The following is a 15884-nucleotide window of genomic DNA, read 5'->3' as shown; positions in this document are numbered from 1 at the left end:
AAAGATATTTGGACGGCTTATAGATTACCACTGACGGCGACGTTTGGTATAAACATAGCTCGCTATCAGAAAGCCAAGTAATACACCGACTGCCAAAGTTGCAGCACCGTAGAGAAACATCTGGGCACTACGTTCACTTTGTAGGACCTGTACCTGAACCCCGAGATTGTCGTTCTTGAGCTGCAATTCCTGATTTTGTGACAGGGCTTCCAGATTGGCTTTTTCCAGTTGCTGTAGACGCGTTGCCTGATCTTTGACTAAAGCTTTGACTTTGGCATCTTGCTGGGCTTTCTGCTTGGCAATTTCTTCTGCGGTGAGCGGCTTTTTCGCAGTCGGCTGAACAGTCTGAGCAGTTGTTGCAACTGCTGGAATAATTCCAGCCTGCTGTGCAGAAGCGCCCTGAGCAGGTGCTTGTGTGGTAACAGCTTGGACAGGAGTAGCTGCTGGCTGTGTAGCCGGGGCAACTGGAGCAGAAACTTCAACAGCCCAGGCAGAAGGAATCATGAAACAAAAGCCAATGAAACTGGCGGTAACAGCGCGCATGAACCTTATCCTTTAGGAAATGCTTTATTAAATGGTTTCACATCAATATGCGCGTATACGCCTTCTTTCAGGAATGGCTCATCCTGTAACCATGCATCCAGTGCTTCACGACTGTCAAAATCAACGATGATGGTGCTGCCATAGAAACCGGCTTGGGGATTGGCTGGATCTTTAGGCATGGCACCTGCAACAATCAGACGACCTTCAGCATCTAACTGTTCCAGACGTGCAAGATGTTGTGGACGAATCGCAAGGCGTTTTTCAACTGTACCTTCCCGGTCGGTACAGCTAACGACGAATAATGGCATGATGACTCTCTATCGTTTGTAGTTGGACTTATTCAGCTGTTCTAAAGTATTTGCGCAATACAATAAACTGAATAATGATAAAGGAAAACATCACAATCATGTCACCGAATGCAGTAAATTCGCCCCAATATTTTCCATCCATCCATAAATAAGCAAAGAATGTATGCAGAAATGACATGAGAGTAAACATACCGACCCAGGCATAGTTCAATTTAAGCCAGCCTTTGGCGCTCAAATTAAATACCGGGCCAAACAGGCGCTGGATGAGAGGCTTCTTATCTTTGCTAAACCATGGCGATAACAGGAAGACACCAGCGAAAACCAGATTCAGTAATACAGCTTTAAGACGGATATAGAAATCGTCGCTGAGCATCAAGGTAATACCACCGAAGATCACCGTCATAAACAGAACGATCCATTGCTGTTTGTCCAGGCGGAATTTTTGCATGACAAATAACGCACCATAGACCACCAGCATGGAAATGATCAGACCCGTAGTTGCAACGAGAATATTGTTATTGTCGACACCCCCCGCAGAACCGATCAATTGTAAAAGTTGATGGTCAGTGTCTTTTGGATCTACAGTTTTATATAAATAAAAGAAAATAATGAGTGGCACAAAGTCTAAAAGTGCTTTCATGTTAGAGTATCTAAATCTGATCAAATAAATGTCATAGTATAGAGATGCACGGCGTAGATTTACATACACATAGTAATATTTCTGATGGAACTTTGAGTCCTCAGCAATTGGTCGAAGCGGCTGTGGGCAAATTCATCCATACTTTGGCCCTAACTGATCATGACACCATGGACGGTTTGGTGCTGGCTGAAGAAGCTGCCAAAAATCATGAGATTAAGATAATTTCTGGAGTCGAGATTTCCAGCCAGTGGTCACGTCCAGCGACCAAGAAAAATTATGGTGTGCATATTGTGGCACTCAATGTTCAGAATCCTGAGCCGTTACAAAAAGCCCTCAATCAGCAGAAAATCATTCGTGCTGAACGCTCTAAGCAGATCTGTGATCTTCTGGTTCCTTTAATTGGTCAGGATATTTATGCTGACGTGATTGCCAAAGTTGATAATATTCCTGATCGGGTTACCCGAACCCATATTGCCAAAACGCTGGTAGAAAAAGGCATTGTGACCCGCCCCCAACAGGCCTTTGATAAGTACATCAAGGAAGGTAAAAAGGCCTATGTCAAATTTGATGGTCTGGGTCTGGAAGAAACCATTCAGGTGATTCATGACAGCGGTGGCTTTGCCGTGCTGGCTCATCCAACCCGTTATGATTTATCGGCGACCAATATTCGTTATCTGATCGAGATCTTTGCCAAGTTTGGTGGAGATGCAGTGGAGCTACCGCCCGCCATCGATCCAAGTTCAACCCGTCAGATGGTTGACCGGATGATTGCAGAGCAAGGACTTAAAGTATCAATAGGAAGTGATTTTCATGGCGACAATATGCCATGGGTTAAACTAGGCCAAGTCCCAAGCCTAAAACCAGGGCAGATCGGGATCTGGGAGAGTTTTGTTTAATGAGTTAAGCAGTAGTCGCAACACTGTTACCCATCCCAACGTGAAGGAATTCTCTCTGGATAAGAGAGGTAAGCTATTAAAGCAAATTGTTATCTTGAGCTTGAATCGGTGGTGGCGTCGGTTTACCTAGAGTTCCCAAGAGTTCAATTTCAATAGTACGAACCATAGAATCAAGTGGTAAGTCATTGCTTTGGGTACCAAAAGGCTCCTCGATTTCTGAACTTAAAGCGTCCAGTCCTAGGAAGGTATAAGCTAAAATGCCGACCAGAAAAGGGGTGAATAAACCTAAGGTTGCACCAAGGCTAAACGGCAGAATAAAACAGAAGAAATAAACAGTACGATTCAGCAGAACCGAATAAGCAAAAGGTAAAGGAGTCGTCGCAATCCGGTCACAACCTGTCTGCACAATACTGAGTTCCGCAACATGATTATTCATCTGCATATAAATGATGTCGGAAATTTCACCTTCTTTAAGAGCTTGCATCAGCTCCCACTGAATCAGACTTAAAGTATATTGTGGGGCATTGGCCTGTTGATAAAGCTGGGTAATCGCCTGCTGACTCATTCCACTGGTTTCCACCAGCTCAGTCGGATTGGCTGTCTGATGGCGCAGACGGTCACGCAGGACATTCGCGAAAACGATGACGTGCTGAATCACACGTTCACGACGGCCTTGCGACAACATCCGGCAGTCACGGTCAAAATGACGTGCATTGGCAATCAGAATACCCCAGAGTTTACGTGCTTCCCACCAGCGGTCATAACAGGCGGTGTTTTTAAAGCCGAGAAAGATAGACAGCACTACGCCGATGAGGGTAAAGCCGACGAGAGGGAGTTCTGGAAAATGGAAATAACCTACACGTGAAAAACCACCAATAATGGCTGAAATCAGCATGACCACGCCTAAAGGAGGTAAAACCTTAGGTAAAATCGTTCCTCGCCAGGAAAATAATAATTTAAAAACGTTCTGCTGGTCACGTACGATCATTTATTGGAATCATCACAATTTTTTTCATGATCTTCTTGAGTTGTAGCTGCTTTGTCAAGTGCTATTCCCCCTTAGACTTCAGGTTTGATGAGTTGCTGCTCAGCAAAGGAAAAACTGCCTTCCAGAGCAATGATGCAATGATCAATTAAACGGATATCGACCAGTCGACATGCCTGCTGAATCTGGCGGGTCAGATACAGGTCAGCCTTGGAAGGAGTGGCTTGGCCCAAGGGATGATTATGCGCAATTACAATTGAAGTTGCCTGTTGGGTAATGGCATATCTGAGCAACTGATTAATCGAAATATCACATGCATTCACAGAGCCATAAAACAGCTTTTTAAATGAAATTTTCCTTAAACTGGCGTCCAGACACAGGACCGCGAACACTTCCTGATTTTCACCCAATAATTCGAAACGTAAATAATCCCGCAGTCTTTTTGAATTACTTAGTTCTAAGGCATCCTGTTTAAGATGCTCGGCAGTATAACGCCGTCCTAATTCTTTAACCGCCATCAGTTGAGTATATTTGCTAATACCCATGCCATGAAACTGACTGACTTCTTTTAAGGGTGCATCGAGTAAAGCAGTTAAATGGCCAAAATGTTGAATCAGTAGCCGTGCTAATTCTACGGCCGAGTGCTGTTGTGAACCTGATCGGAGAAAAATGGCGAGTAGTTCCGCATCAGATAAACTTTCTGCTCCATATTGAATTAAACGTTCCCGCGGCCGTTCCAGTTCAGGCCAGTTTTTGATTGAAAATTGCATAGTTATTAGACTTATTTATTATGAATTATGAGTTTTCCCTGAAGCTGATCTCTTGGGAATGCAATTATTTAATGCTATTGTGAGCCCCACTGCAACAGAAAGGTAAGCTGTTCGTGAGCTTTGATCTAAGTGTAATTCCTCATAAAAATATCATTTTAGCAGTCACTGGCGGTATTGCTGCCTATAAAAGTGCCATTCTGGTTCGCCGTCTGAAAGATGCCGGGTTTAATGTGCGGGTTGTCATGACTCAAGGCGCACAGGCTTTCATTACTCCTTTGACCTTTCAAGCTTTGTCAGGCAATCCGGTACATACCGAGTTGCTGGATCCTGAAGCAGAAGCGGGCATGGGGCATATCGAGCTGGCACGTTGGGCTGATCTGTTATTAGTTGCACCAGCCAGTTGTGACACATTGGCAAAATTTGCTGCAGGTCTTGCAGATGATTTGCTGAGCACTTTGTATCTGGCAACTAATGCACCAGTCTGGATCGCACCAGCCATGAACCAGCAGATGTGGGCTGCCAAAGCGACACAGCGTAATCTTGCGACTTTGATTGAAGATGGCGTGCATGTGATTATGCCGGATGCTGGTTCACAAGCCTGTGGTGATGTAGGCTTGGGGCGTATGCCGGAACCGGAAGATCTGGCACGTCAGGTCACGGAATATTTTCATAAAGCTCAGCGCGCGATTGCAGAAAAATTTGGCATGCTGGCGGGTAAGCAAGTCACGATTACGGCTGGTCCAACCCGTGAAGCGATTGATCCGGTACGTTATATTTCCAACCATAGTACCGGGAAAATGGGTTTTGCATTGGCAGCAGCCTGTTATGCAGCTGGAGCGAATGTGACCCTGATAGCAGGGCCGGTCAGTCTGGACACCCCAAATGGCGTGCAACGTAAGAATGTTTCTTCTGCAGTACAAATGCTGAATGAAAGCATGCAAATGCTCAAGCAGGGCTGTGACATCTTCATTGCAACCGCTGCAGTAGCTGATTATCGGGTCGCACAGGTAGCCGAGCATAAGATCAAGAAAGCAGGCGATGAACTGAATGTCGCTTTAATAAAGAATCCGGATATTGTGGCGACTATTGCAGAGCAGGAAAAACGTCCATTTATGGTGGGCTTTGCTGCAGAAACCCGAAATATTGAAGAATATGCAGCGGGCAAACTGGTGGCTAAAAAACTGGATATGATTGCCTGCAATGATGTTTCGCGTGCGGATATTGGCTTTGCATCCGATGAAAATGCCATGACGGTATTCTTTGCCGAACACTATCATCTGGATAAGCGTGATCTGGACAAGGCCTCTAAACAGGAAATTGCCCAGCAGTTGGTTGAAGCGATCCATGATGCCTTGCATCATGATCCTGCTGCAGAAGATGATTTTTAAGTTTTCAATGACGGTTAAAGCCCTGACTGATTCAGGGCTTTTTTATAGGATTTTTTACAATGAAGTTAAAAAACCAGTACAACATAAAAATAAAAACGACTTTATATACTAAGGATTTATTTATTCATTTATTTAAAAAAAGTATAAAATGGATCACAGAATAATCCAAAGATGAAAAGTTTTACACATCTGTAAAGCAGTGAGAGAACACAAGGGGGCGGGATGAAAAAAATCATAATGATATTGATGATCGCCTGTCTGGCTGGATGCAGCTATTTTGTATCGATTGATGAACTGGCCAAAAATATTCAAGGACAAATGCAGCAAGAATTTAATGCCAATCCGAATTATCAGCATTATCGTTTGACTGTGGTAAATGTAAAAATCCGCCATCGCAAAGGCAATGAGTTTGATGCAGTTTCACATCTGAATTATCAGGGAAATGAATATCCCATTAATGTCAAAATTTCAAAGGTCAATGGTGGTTATAGCTGGGCCATTGAAGAGGATGCCTTTGCCTTTATCGATGAAATCGAGATTGAGAAATATCGTCAGCAACTGGATCGTGAGCTGGAACAGCTTGCTTCATCACTCGATGATCCGGAACCTGTGAATGAACCTACCAGTATTGAGTTAGGGCCAGATGTCCGTCCAGTTACAGAACCTGTCCTGCAAGCGGCTTCCTATGATGAAGAACCGATTCCGGTCGGAAATATTACGGCCTACACCCACTAATTTTTATTTTAGGTCATAAAAAAGCACCGGATCTCGGTGCTTTTTGATTTTAAGGCTGAACTTGATGTTCACGCAGATAATCTTCAGTGCGCTGCATGGCTTCCTGAATATTCAATAATGCTGTTTCTACATCTTTTAACGTTTTGGCATTGCCGCCACTTAAAGCCTGGCGCCATTTACGTGCACCTGGCAAATTTTGGAATAAACCTAAAATATGACGGGTAATAATCGACAAGGGGGCACCTTCAGCCATACGTTGGGCAATATAAGGCAGCATCTGTTGCATGATCTCAAAACGGTCCGGTGCTTCGAGATTCCATAGTTGCCCCAGCTCAGCTAACAGGTACGGGTTGTGATAGGCTTCGCGGCCAATCATCACGCCATCAACATGCTTGAGATGTTCAAGCGTTTCTGCATAGGTTTTAATTCCACCATTAATTTCAATGGTCAGTTCCGGACGGTCCTGTTTCAGACGGTAAACATCTTCATAGCGCAGTGGCGGGATTTCACGGTTTTCTTTAGGTGAAAGACCTTGGAGTAAAGCAATTCGGGCATGCACAATAAAGTTATCGCAACCGGTTTTGGCGATCGTATCCACAAAATGCAGCATTTCTTCATAAGAATGCATGTCATCAATACCAATACGGTGTTTCACACTCACTGGAATATCCACGGCATTACGCATTGCATCAATACATTCTGCGACCAGATCAGGTTCGGCCATCAGGCAGGCACCGATTTTATTATTCTGTACTCGGTCACTCGGACAGCCGACATTCAGGTTAACTTCATTGTAACCCCAGTCCTGAGCCATTTTAGTACAAGTTGCCAGATCTTGAGGATTGGAACCGCCGAGCTGTAACACAATCGGATATTCTTCTTTATTGAAGTCCAGATGACGTTTAGCATCGCCATGAATGATGGCGCCCGTAGTCACCATTTCGGTATATAAAATGACATTTGGATTAAACAGGCGCGCAAAGAAACGATAGTCTTTGGTGGTCCAGTCCATCATCGGCGCAACACTGATGCGAGGTTGAAGTTTGTTTTCAATGGTGCTGAGATCAGTCATTCAAAATCACGCCTTAAATGAAATGGAAGAGTAATAGCAGTACAAGAATGAGCAGGAATTGCTGGAAATCTGCTCAAAAAAAGCAGTACTGTAAAAAGAGGGCGTAATACTAGCATAAAATTTGCATGATCAAAGGCTGAACTGCATGAGGATCTATAACTGTTATTCCAATAAAGATATTTAACAAGAGAAATTGTGGGAATTGAAAAAATAAACTCCCAGTCATTCGGCAATGCTATATTCTGAGATATTTAAGATTAAGATAAAGAAAACGAGATAAATAAGGAGAATAACGATGCTCATGTTGGAGGAGATTTATAAAAGCAAAAAACCTCAACATTCAGACTATTTTAATTTACGGATTCAACGGGGACTTAGTTGGTTTAAAAAAGCATTAGAGCTGGATGAGGAACTAGAGTTTAAGTTTATTAGCCTGTGGATCAGTTTTAATTCGATTTATGCACAAGAAACAGAGGTTCGTCAGGATCAACAAAGCCTGCATCAATTTCTGGAAACCCTCTGTCAAAAAGATGTGGAACAAAAACTTCAGCATATTGTCTGGGAGAAATACAACCAGCCAATTTCTGCACTGCTGGATAGCCCTTATACCGATCAAGGTTTCTGGGATTATCGCCATCATAAAGTCAGTCTGGAAAGCTGCCGTGAAGCATTAGACCAGCAAAAGCAGAAAATACAAAAGGCTGTACAGGAACGAAATTTAAGTGAAATTTTATTGGTGATTTTTAACCGTTTTTCCACCTTGCATTATCAGCTTATGCAGGGCGGTGTGACTTATCAGAGCTCGTTTAACGTCAAACAGCTCCAAGACAGTTGCCGGGTTTTGGCCGGGTTGCTGCCCACTTTTATCTGCATTCTTTTGGAAAATGCAGCAACTTGGGATTCGGGTAAACCTTATTACCCAGTCGTACAAGTCAGCTAAATTTGTTTAAGCTTTTGCTCGATGCTGCTGCCATTGATCAATTAGTGCAAACAGGGTGGCGCATAGTGCCAAGCCAAGTCCAAACAGACAGGTCATGCTCCAGCCACCATGATGCCAGGCATAAACCCCCAGAGCTGAACCACAGGCACCACCAATAAAATACAGCGTCATGTAAATCGAGTTTAGTCGTGATTTGGCATCCGGGCGCAAGCGGAAAATCACGTTCTGATTACAGCTATGAGTAATCGCCAGGCCTAAGTTAATCAGGGCATAACCTAGAATATAACTGAGCAGGGACACGCCACCAAAATATAAAAATAGCCAGCTTCCTGCCAAAATTGAACAGCCAATCCAGGTCAGGATCTTGATATAGCCACGATCCGCCCATTTGCCAATAACCTGAGTCGACAGCGCACCAAAAACACCAACTAGTGTTACTAGGCCCACCATCACATCAGAAAGATGAAAAGGTTTCTGGGTCAGCAGCAGGGCAATGGTTGAAAACAGCATGCTCATGGCTGCAAAGGCACATGCACCAATCAGGGAGCGTAAGCCCAGTCGCGGTTCCTCACGCAGTAGCATACCCATGGATTTAAAAATTGCTGCATAGCTGATACGCATACGCGGCATGCTGGGCAATTGTTCTTTTAAGTAAAAGCCCAAAACCAGCAGTGCCATACTACTGAGCGCATAAATGGTTTTCCAGTGAAACAGGTCTGAAAGAAGTCCGGCAATACTGGTCGACAATAAGATACCGACTAATAAGCCACTCATAAGAAAACCGACCACTTCTCCGGTTTTTTCAGGTCGGACAGCCATCGTAGCTAATGGAATCAGAATCTGGGCAGCAACAGAAAATAGCCCGGCAATGATAGTTCCCACCCAGAGCATCGGCAGATTGACTGCTGTGGCACAGATCAGCAAGCCTAATGCGGCACCAAACATCAAAAAAGGAATGAGTCTGGACTTATTCAGCATGTCTCCCAAAGGCACAATAAACAGCAGGCCCAAGGCATAAGACACCTGCGCAAAGGTCACGGTCAGCGCCACTTGGGATTCTGGTACCTGGTAATATTGCTGAATTGAGGAGATGAGCGGTTGGCAATAATAGTTTGCACCTGCACATAAACCACATGCGATCGCCATCAGCCATAACAGGGATTTATTTTGACTGATATCGAGAGGAGGAGTCATGGCAAGTACCTTAAGCTCAGGGAGAATTTTTATAAAGCACATCAAAGATGATGCATAAGTTGCAGGCACTATAGGCGAAAATCCATCAGGATAAAAGTAGAAAAATAGTGCAAAGTGCTTGAACTCATAGAAGAGAAATGCCACAAAAAAGTACTTTTCTGGATTGATAAGAGATGAAAATTCGCTAGAAATTTAACTTTTTCACTTGAGAAAATGGACTTGGAAGCGCTTTGTATTAAGTCATCTCATTTAAGACCAAGTGACAGAGATCAATCTGAATCAGTGATTGCCCAAAATTGGTGCAAAATGAGGAATTTGTAAATCTGACAGTGGACTGAGTATTAATATAATAAATGTTGCAGAATATTTTTTTCACCTATTTCAGGTAAGTCTTAAGACTTGAGCTGAATAAGTCAAATAAGGGAATCCCAAATCAATTTTTTCATCATCAATTCATATTTTTTATGAGTGAAAAATGAAAAAGTTATAGGAAAACAGTATTTTTAGTTCTTAAAAATGAATAGTTCAAAGTAGATTAAATTTGTCAAAAAGGTCAAAAACAGAAAGCTGCCCTAGAAAAGTGCCTTAATTTAGGCTTTATCAGTTCATTTGAAATAAAGATTTGCTGAGTAGAAAAAGTGAAATATCTGTCAGAATGATCAATGTAACAAAATAAAACAAAAAGTAATCTAATAAAAAATAGCCAGGAAAACAGTCATCGTTCAAGAGAATGAATATCGTTTATAAATTCGGCAAATCAAAATAATCAGGCTTAACTAATAAATGCTATATGACAGCATCATTTTTATGAATCGTCAGTTCAAAATATGGGTATTTATTAAATAAATAATAGGTAGTAATTTCTAGAAGTTTAATTAGAATCCAAAAATTCAACAAAAACACATCCTGAGGGGAAGCACTGTAAATCACGGTGTTTACTTAAGAAAAAATTAGCTTGAGGGACGCTCATGCAGATTGGAATTCCAGCCGAAACTGTCGTCGGTGAAAATCGCGTCGCTGCGACGCCTGAGACAGTAAAGAAATTGATCAGCGCTGGTCATAGTGTGGTGATCGAACGTGGAGCAGGTGTTAAAGCTGCCTACATCGACAGTGCCTATGAGCAAGTTGGTGCCAAAATTACGGATGATGCCTACACCGGTAGCCAGATAGTTTTGAAAGTTCGTGCACCGAAGGGTGAGGAAATTCAAAAGCTGTCAGCCAACACCACGGTTGTAGCGATGTTTGACCCATACCGCAATACCGAGCTTGACCAGTTCGCGGCACAGAATGTGTCTGCATTTGCTCTTGAGCTTTTGCCACGTACGCTGTCACGTGCGCAAAACATGGACGTATTGTCTTCGCAAGCGAACCTTGCAGGTTATAAATCAGTGCTTTTAGCTGCTGCTGAATATCAGCGCATGTTCCCAATGCTGATGACAGCGGCAGGTACGGTAAAACCGGCTCGTGTCGTGATCATGGGTGTCGGGGTAGCAGGCCTTCAAGCAATTGCAACAGCGAAACGTCTGGGTGCAGTCGTAGAAGCAACTGACCTTCGTCCGACTGCCAAAGATCAGGTTGAGTCTTTGGGTGGTAAATGGCTAGACGTACCGATGTCTCCTGAAGAGCAGGCACGTGCTGATGAAGCAGCTAAAAACGGTTATGGCTGGATGCCAGGTGAACAGTACATCAAAGACCAGGCAGCGATTGTCGATAAAGCGGTATCGAATGCCGATATCGTGATTACCACTGCATTGTTACCAGGTCGTGATGCACCGCGTTTAATCCGTGCTGAAACTGTAGCCAAGATGAAGCCAGGCTCAGTCATTCTGGATATGGCAGTGGAATCAGGTGGTAACGTGGAAGGTTCTAAGTGCGGCGAAACTGTTGTGACTGAAAATGGTGTGAAGATTCTGGGTGTTCCGAATATTCCATCAACGGTGTCGACTGAAGCTTCAGCGCTATATGCACGTAACGTGTATAACTTTGTTGAAACACTTTTTGATGCAGATAAGAACTTTGTCCTGAATCAGGAAGATGAAATTCAAAAAGCCCTACTTGTCACTCACGGCGGCCAAGTGCTGTTAAAACGTGGTTAAGGAGCAGACTCATGGTTGAAACAATTACGATTTTCGTCCTGGCCATCTTCGTGGGTTACTACGTGGTTTGGGGGGTAACACCAGCACTACATACGCCATTGATGGCGGTGACCAATGCTTTGTCTTCGATCATTATCGTGGGCGCAATGATTCAAACTGTTGGCTTGCCAATGGTGGGCGTTGAAGGCAGCGTGGATTTCCAGACCATTAACGTGGTGAGTGTACTGGGGGCAATCGCAGTATTTCTGGCGAGCATTAATATTTTCGGTGGCTTTGCCGTGACTGCACGTATGCTGGAAATGTTCAAACCTAAGCAAAAGAAAAAAGAGGGTTAATACATGGAATTTATTCGAGAGTATGCGGATTGGTTCTACCTGATTGGCGCCGTTCTTTTTATCTTAACGCTACGTGGTTTGTCTGGCCCTAAAACTGCAATTGCAGGTAACCGTTACGGTATGATCGCAATGGCGATTGCTGTGGTGACCACATTCTTTGTTGCTGAAAATCCGGTAGTCTGGATGATTCTTGCAGCCATGGCGGCGGGTGCAGTGGTGGGTATTGCGCGTGCACGTACTGTACCAATGACCCAGATGCCAGAAACTGTGGCACTTATGCACTCACTGGTGGGTCTGGCTGCAGTATTGATTGCAGTTGCAGCAATTATCCATAACAACAAGCTGGTTGAATTGGGTCCGGACCTGTTAGCTGCAAATGGTGTGACTTTCCATGAAATGAGCAAGGTTCACCTGTTTGAACTGTTTGTGGGCTGTTTTGTGGGTGCGATTACCTTTACTGCTTCTGTATTTGCATACGGTAAGCTGGCTGCAAAGAAATGGGCAAAAACCATTTCAGGTGGCTGGGTAAAACCGGTTCAGGCATTGATCTTTGTCGCAATGCTGGCAGCAGGGATTCACTTCTTCCTGACAGGTAGCATGACATCTTTCTGGGCAATGACTGGTCTTGCACTGGCATTTGGCTGGGTATGGATTGCACCAGTAGGCGGTGGCGATATGCCGGTTGTGGTTTCGCTATTGAACTCATTCTCAGGCTGGGCAGCAGCAGGGATTGGTTTCACACTCGAAAACAACATGCTGATCGTTGCAGGTTCGCTGGTTGGTTCTTCAGGTGCGATTCTGTCTTACATCATGTGTAAAGCGATGAACCGTTCAATCATCAACGTATTGTTTGGTGGTGCAATGGGTGGTGCAGCTGCGCCGACAGCAGCTGCGGGTGCACAAGTGCAACGTAATTACCGTTCAGGTTCTGCAGATGATGCTGGCTTCTTAATGTCAAATGCAGACAGCGTTGTCATTGTACCGGGTTATGGTATGGCACAAGGCCGTGCACAAAATGCAGTCAAAGAGCTGGCAAACTTGCTGAAAGAGCAGGGCGTGACTGTACGTTTTGCGATTCATCCGGTTGCTGGTCGTATGCCAGGTCATATGAACGTATTGCTTGCAGAAGCTGATGTTCCTTATGAAGACATCCTGGAAATGGACGAGATCAACTCGGACTTCCCGGCAACTGACGTAGTACTGGTTATTGGTGCAAACGACGTTGTAAACCCGGCTGCAAAAGACGATCCGAACTCACCGATCTACGGCATGCCAATTCTGGAAGCTCATAAGGCACGTACCATCATGGTCATCAAGCGTTCTATGGCGACTGGTTATGCAGGTCTGGACAATGACCTGTTCTATAACGACAAGACTATGATGATTTTCGGTGATGCGAAGAAAGTTGTGGAAGATATGACCAAAGCGATTAATGGTACAGGTCACTAAGACTTTCCATTCGCTGAATCATCTAAAATCCTCCTTTTAAAAGGGGGATTTTTCCATTTAAATCACCGATAAATTCTCCCTCCTATATAAAAGATGAATTGGGAAGATTTACAAAATAAAATTAGCTACGGTGTTTTATTTTTAGAAAATTGGTCTAGATAAAATTGCAATAAAACGTTTAAAAAATGGGCTGAATGATTAAATCTGATCGCAAAACGAATTTATTAAAGTTATTGATCCATAAATTTCTAGTTTGATTCAAGTTAAATGATATAAAAAAGCGACCTACATAGGTCGCTTTTTTTGAATATTCGATATTTATGCTACAGAATCTGCAGGATTGCGCCATAGGCTTTCTAGGTCATAGAATTTACGCGCTGTAGGCAGCATGCAGTGCACTACAACAAAACCTAGATCAATCAGGATCCATTCTGCATCACGTTCGCCTTCGATACCAAGCGGACGGAAACCTGCTTTACGTGCTTCTTCAGCAACATTATCTGCAAGTGATTTGATATGGCGGGTTGATGTACCGCTTGCAATCACCATGGCATCTGCCACGTTACTGATGCTAGCCACATCAAGCTGAACAACTTCTTTAGCCTTTACATCTTCGAGGGCTGCATGTACAACTTTCAAGCATGCGTTTACTGCTTGTGCATGAGAATTCATAGTGTGATCGTGAGAATTAGAAGCGCTGGGCGATGGTTCTAAATTCATAGGGAGTATAATTTCCTAACAATTATGCATGATCTAATATAGCGGTTTTAGCCCAAAATTTCAAATGCACCTTCCGTCGCTTTAGTCATACTCCGGGAAGAACTGTTCTTTCCAGCCAAAGGATTCTCCCGAAGTCCCCAGAGGTTTATATTCGGCTGCGACATAACCACTGTATTGGCTATTCTCTAACCATTGAAAAATCTCATAATATGGAATGGATGCGGTATTGGGTTGATGACGCCCCGGGCAGTCTGCAAACTGAATATGACCAATCTCTGCAATATTTTCTTTTAAGGCTTCCAGTACATCTTCACCCATCATGGCCATATGATAACAGTCATATTGCATTTTTAAGGCAGAATGATTAACCGCTTCCAGCATCTCCTGAGCTTGAGCCACATTCTGAATCAGGAAACGTGGCATGTCCTGACCGTTGATCATTTCAAAGACTGGCTGAATCTGATAATCAGAGAGCATGGAGCAGGCAATTTTCAGATTACTCGCCAAGGTGTTCAGGCAAGGAAGCAGGTCACAATCCAGTGGCTGTTTGCCGGCCAGAATATTGACACTCGGCACATTCAGAGCAGTCGCATATTGAATGGCTTGCTCTATGGCATGACGAAACTCGATTTCCTGTCCAGGGATACCGGCCAGACCGTGTCCACCTTGCATCAGATCACCAGCAGGCACATTAATCAGGCAGATATCAAGATCATGTAACTGAAGCTGCTGCTGAATCTGCTCAATACTCAGTTCATAGGGGAACTGGATTTCCACATGCTTAAAACCGTGCGCATGAGCTAAGGCAAAACGTTCTAAGAGCGGTACTTCCGTGAAAATCATGGAGAGGTTAACGGCGAGTTTGGTCATGGGCTTTTCCTTGCTCAAGTCAGAATATTGAAATGTAATATTAGCGGTCTACGTGCTTGATAATAGTGGCTAGATCGGCTTCAGCAAATCCGTCTTGCTGATGGGTTTTGAGTTGAGACAGGGCTTGGCTGGCCACAGGAATATCCAAAGATAAAGTAGCTGCCAGTTGCACAGCATTGTTCAGGTCTTTAGACAATGTCTGCACTTTCCATTGCACGGGTTCAAACGTCTGGCTGGCCATACGTGGGGCTAGAATTTGAAAAGGCTTGGAGTCAGCAAAACCACCGGCTAATGCTAGTGCAAGCAGGGCAGTATCCACACCGGCACGATCAGCCAAAGCCACTGCCTCAGCTATCAAGGTGCTATTCGCTGCCACAATCAGCTGATTACAGATTTTAGTCGCCTGACCGGTTCCAGTATCACCCATGCGAGTGACACGTTGTGAAAGCACCTTATAGATTGGATCAAGTGCGGTAATAGTTTCTGCATCACCGCCAGCGAAGATCACTAGCGTGCCTTGTTCTGCACCGACTGTACCGCCAGATACAGGAGAGTCAATCCAAGTGGCTTGTTTAGCTTGGGCTTGTTTAGCCAGAGTTTTAGTTTGATGTACGGAAAGACTGGAAAAATCGACAATGATCTGACCAGCCACCAGATAGGGCTGAATCTGCTCAAAGACCGATTGCACCGCAGCATCATCTGCCAGACAGGTCAGAATAACGGGATAATCTGCAATTTGATCTAGATATAGCGGAGTGGCTCCCAGTGCAAGCAATGGATCGCAGGCACTGGCCGTGCGGTTCCAGACTGCAACTTGGAAACCAGCTTTCAGCAGTCGGGTTGCCATGCGGCTACCCATGAGTCCCATACCTAAAAAGGCAATTTTGCTATCACGATCGAATTGCATCTTATCTCTCATCTTTTGATTTTGCTTCAGCCATAA

The 15884-nt window shown here is 44.1% G+C and carries 17 protein-coding genes; 7 read left to right on the top strand and 10 right to left on the bottom strand.

Annotated elements, in window-relative coordinates; genetic code table 11:
- Positions 1-24 precede the first annotated feature (24 nt).
- From RJ01_RS09280 to RJ01_RS09270, 3 genes are read right to left on the bottom strand one after another with little or no spacing between them, the layout of a single operon-like run.
- The gene (locus tag RJ01_RS09280; protein ID WP_034170858.1) at positions 25-543 is read right to left on the bottom strand and encodes a hypothetical protein; all 519 of its coding nucleotides are present in this window, start codon (positions 541-543) and stop codon (positions 25-27) included.
- A gap of 5 nt (positions 544-548) precedes the next feature.
- The gene (locus RJ01_RS09275) at positions 549-851 is read right to left on the bottom strand and encodes a YciI family protein (protein ID WP_004783657.1); all 303 of its coding nucleotides are present in this window, start codon (positions 849-851) and stop codon (positions 549-551) included.
- A 28-nt stretch (positions 852-879) separates the two neighbouring features.
- Positions 880-1491 carry a septation protein IspZ gene (locus RJ01_RS09270; RefSeq protein ID WP_005233839.1) on the bottom strand — a complete coding sequence of 204 codons (612 nt, stop codon included), beginning with the start codon at positions 1489-1491 and terminating at the stop codon, positions 880-882.
- A 44-nt stretch (positions 1492-1535) separates the two neighbouring features.
- Between RJ01_RS09270 and RJ01_RS09265 the strand changes: the two genes are divergently transcribed.
- Positions 1536-2387 (top strand): PHP domain-containing protein, encoded by an 852-nt coding sequence (locus tag RJ01_RS09265; protein ID WP_034170857.1) that lies wholly within the window; start codon positions 1536-1538, stop codon positions 2385-2387.
- A 76-nt stretch (positions 2388-2463) separates the two neighbouring features.
- Here the strand turns inward: RJ01_RS09265 and RJ01_RS09260 are convergent, their stop codons facing one another.
- Positions 2464-3375: a bestrophin family protein gene (locus RJ01_RS09260; RefSeq protein WP_004783652.1), complete on the bottom strand. Its 912-nt coding sequence runs from the start codon at positions 3373-3375 to the stop codon at positions 2464-2466.
- 71 nt (positions 3376-3446) lie between these two features.
- Positions 3447-4142 carry a DNA repair protein RadC gene (radC, locus tag RJ01_RS09255; RefSeq protein ID WP_034170856.1) on the bottom strand — a complete coding sequence of 232 codons (696 nt, stop codon included), beginning with the start codon at positions 4140-4142 and terminating at the stop codon, positions 3447-3449.
- Positions 4143-4255: 113 nt separating this feature from the next.
- On the opposite strand from radC, the gene coaBC reads away from it, so the two are divergent.
- On the top strand, positions 4256-5530 hold the full coding sequence (gene coaBC / locus RJ01_RS09250) for a bifunctional phosphopantothenoylcysteine decarboxylase/phosphopantothenate--cysteine ligase CoaBC (protein ID WP_034170855.1): 1275 nt from the start codon (positions 4256-4258) through the stop codon (positions 5528-5530).
- 222 nt (positions 5531-5752) lie between these two features.
- Entirely contained in the window at positions 5753-6265 is a 513-nt protein-coding gene (locus RJ01_RS09245) for a hypothetical protein (protein ID WP_034170854.1), read from the top strand.
- 49 nt (positions 6266-6314) lie between these two features.
- On the opposite strand, the gene dusA is transcribed toward RJ01_RS09245, so the two are convergent.
- A complete protein-coding gene (dusA, locus tag RJ01_RS09240; protein WP_034170853.1) occupies positions 6315-7337 on the bottom strand; it encodes a tRNA dihydrouridine(20/20a) synthase DusA in 1023 nt (340 codons plus the stop codon).
- Between the two features lie 295 nt (positions 7338-7632).
- Between dusA and RJ01_RS09235 the strand changes: the two genes are divergently transcribed.
- A complete protein-coding gene (locus tag RJ01_RS09235) occupies positions 7633-8277 on the top strand; it encodes a HEPN domain-containing protein (protein WP_034170852.1) in 645 nt (214 codons plus the stop codon).
- A gap of 6 nt (positions 8278-8283) precedes the next feature.
- Here the strand turns inward: RJ01_RS09235 and RJ01_RS09230 are convergent, their stop codons facing one another.
- Positions 8284-9471, bottom strand: coding sequence for an MFS transporter (locus tag RJ01_RS09230; RefSeq protein WP_034170851.1), 1188 nt, complete (start codon positions 9469-9471; stop codon positions 8284-8286).
- A 968-nt stretch (positions 9472-10439) separates the two neighbouring features.
- Between RJ01_RS09230 and RJ01_RS09225 the strand changes: the two genes are divergently transcribed.
- The 3 genes from RJ01_RS09225 to RJ01_RS09215 are packed head-to-tail and all read left to right on the top strand — an operon-like array spanning position 10440 to position 13351.
- Entirely contained in the window at positions 10440-11567 is a 1128-nt protein-coding gene (locus RJ01_RS09225; protein WP_034170850.1) for a Re/Si-specific NAD(P)(+) transhydrogenase subunit alpha, read from the top strand.
- Positions 11568-11578: 11 nt separating this feature from the next.
- Positions 11579-11902 carry a proton-translocating transhydrogenase family protein gene (locus tag RJ01_RS09220; RefSeq protein ID WP_004783638.1) on the top strand — a complete coding sequence of 108 codons (324 nt, stop codon included), beginning with the start codon at positions 11579-11581 and terminating at the stop codon, positions 11900-11902.
- Positions 11903-11905: 3 nt separating this feature from the next.
- Positions 11906-13351 (top strand): NAD(P)(+) transhydrogenase (Re/Si-specific) subunit beta, encoded by a 1446-nt coding sequence (locus RJ01_RS09215; RefSeq protein ID WP_005233873.1) that lies wholly within the window; start codon positions 11906-11908, stop codon positions 13349-13351.
- A gap of 318 nt (positions 13352-13669) precedes the next feature.
- Here the strand turns inward: RJ01_RS09215 and rsfS are convergent, their stop codons facing one another.
- From rsfS to RJ01_RS09200, 3 genes are all read right to left on the bottom strand, one after another.
- On the bottom strand, positions 13670-14071 hold the full coding sequence (rsfS, locus tag RJ01_RS09210; RefSeq protein ID WP_004783634.1) for a ribosome silencing factor: 402 nt from the start codon (positions 14069-14071) through the stop codon (positions 13670-13672).
- An 81-nt stretch (positions 14072-14152) separates the two neighbouring features.
- On the bottom strand, positions 14153-14941 hold the full coding sequence (locus tag RJ01_RS09205; RefSeq protein ID WP_034170849.1) for a hydroxypyruvate isomerase family protein: 789 nt from the start codon (positions 14939-14941) through the stop codon (positions 14153-14155).
- A 40-nt stretch (positions 14942-14981) separates the two neighbouring features.
- Complete coding sequence (locus RJ01_RS09200; RefSeq protein ID WP_034170848.1) at positions 14982-15848, bottom strand: NAD(P)-dependent oxidoreductase; 867 nt, start codon at positions 15846-15848, stop codon at positions 14982-14984.
- Between the last annotated feature and the right edge of the window lie 36 nt (positions 15849-15884).

This window comes from Acinetobacter sp. YZS-X1-1, from assembly GCF_000804305.1.
GTDB classification, from domain to species: Bacteria; Pseudomonadota; Gammaproteobacteria; order Pseudomonadales; family Moraxellaceae; genus Acinetobacter; species Acinetobacter variabilis.
This window is presented reverse-complemented; position numbering and strand designations above follow the sequence as displayed.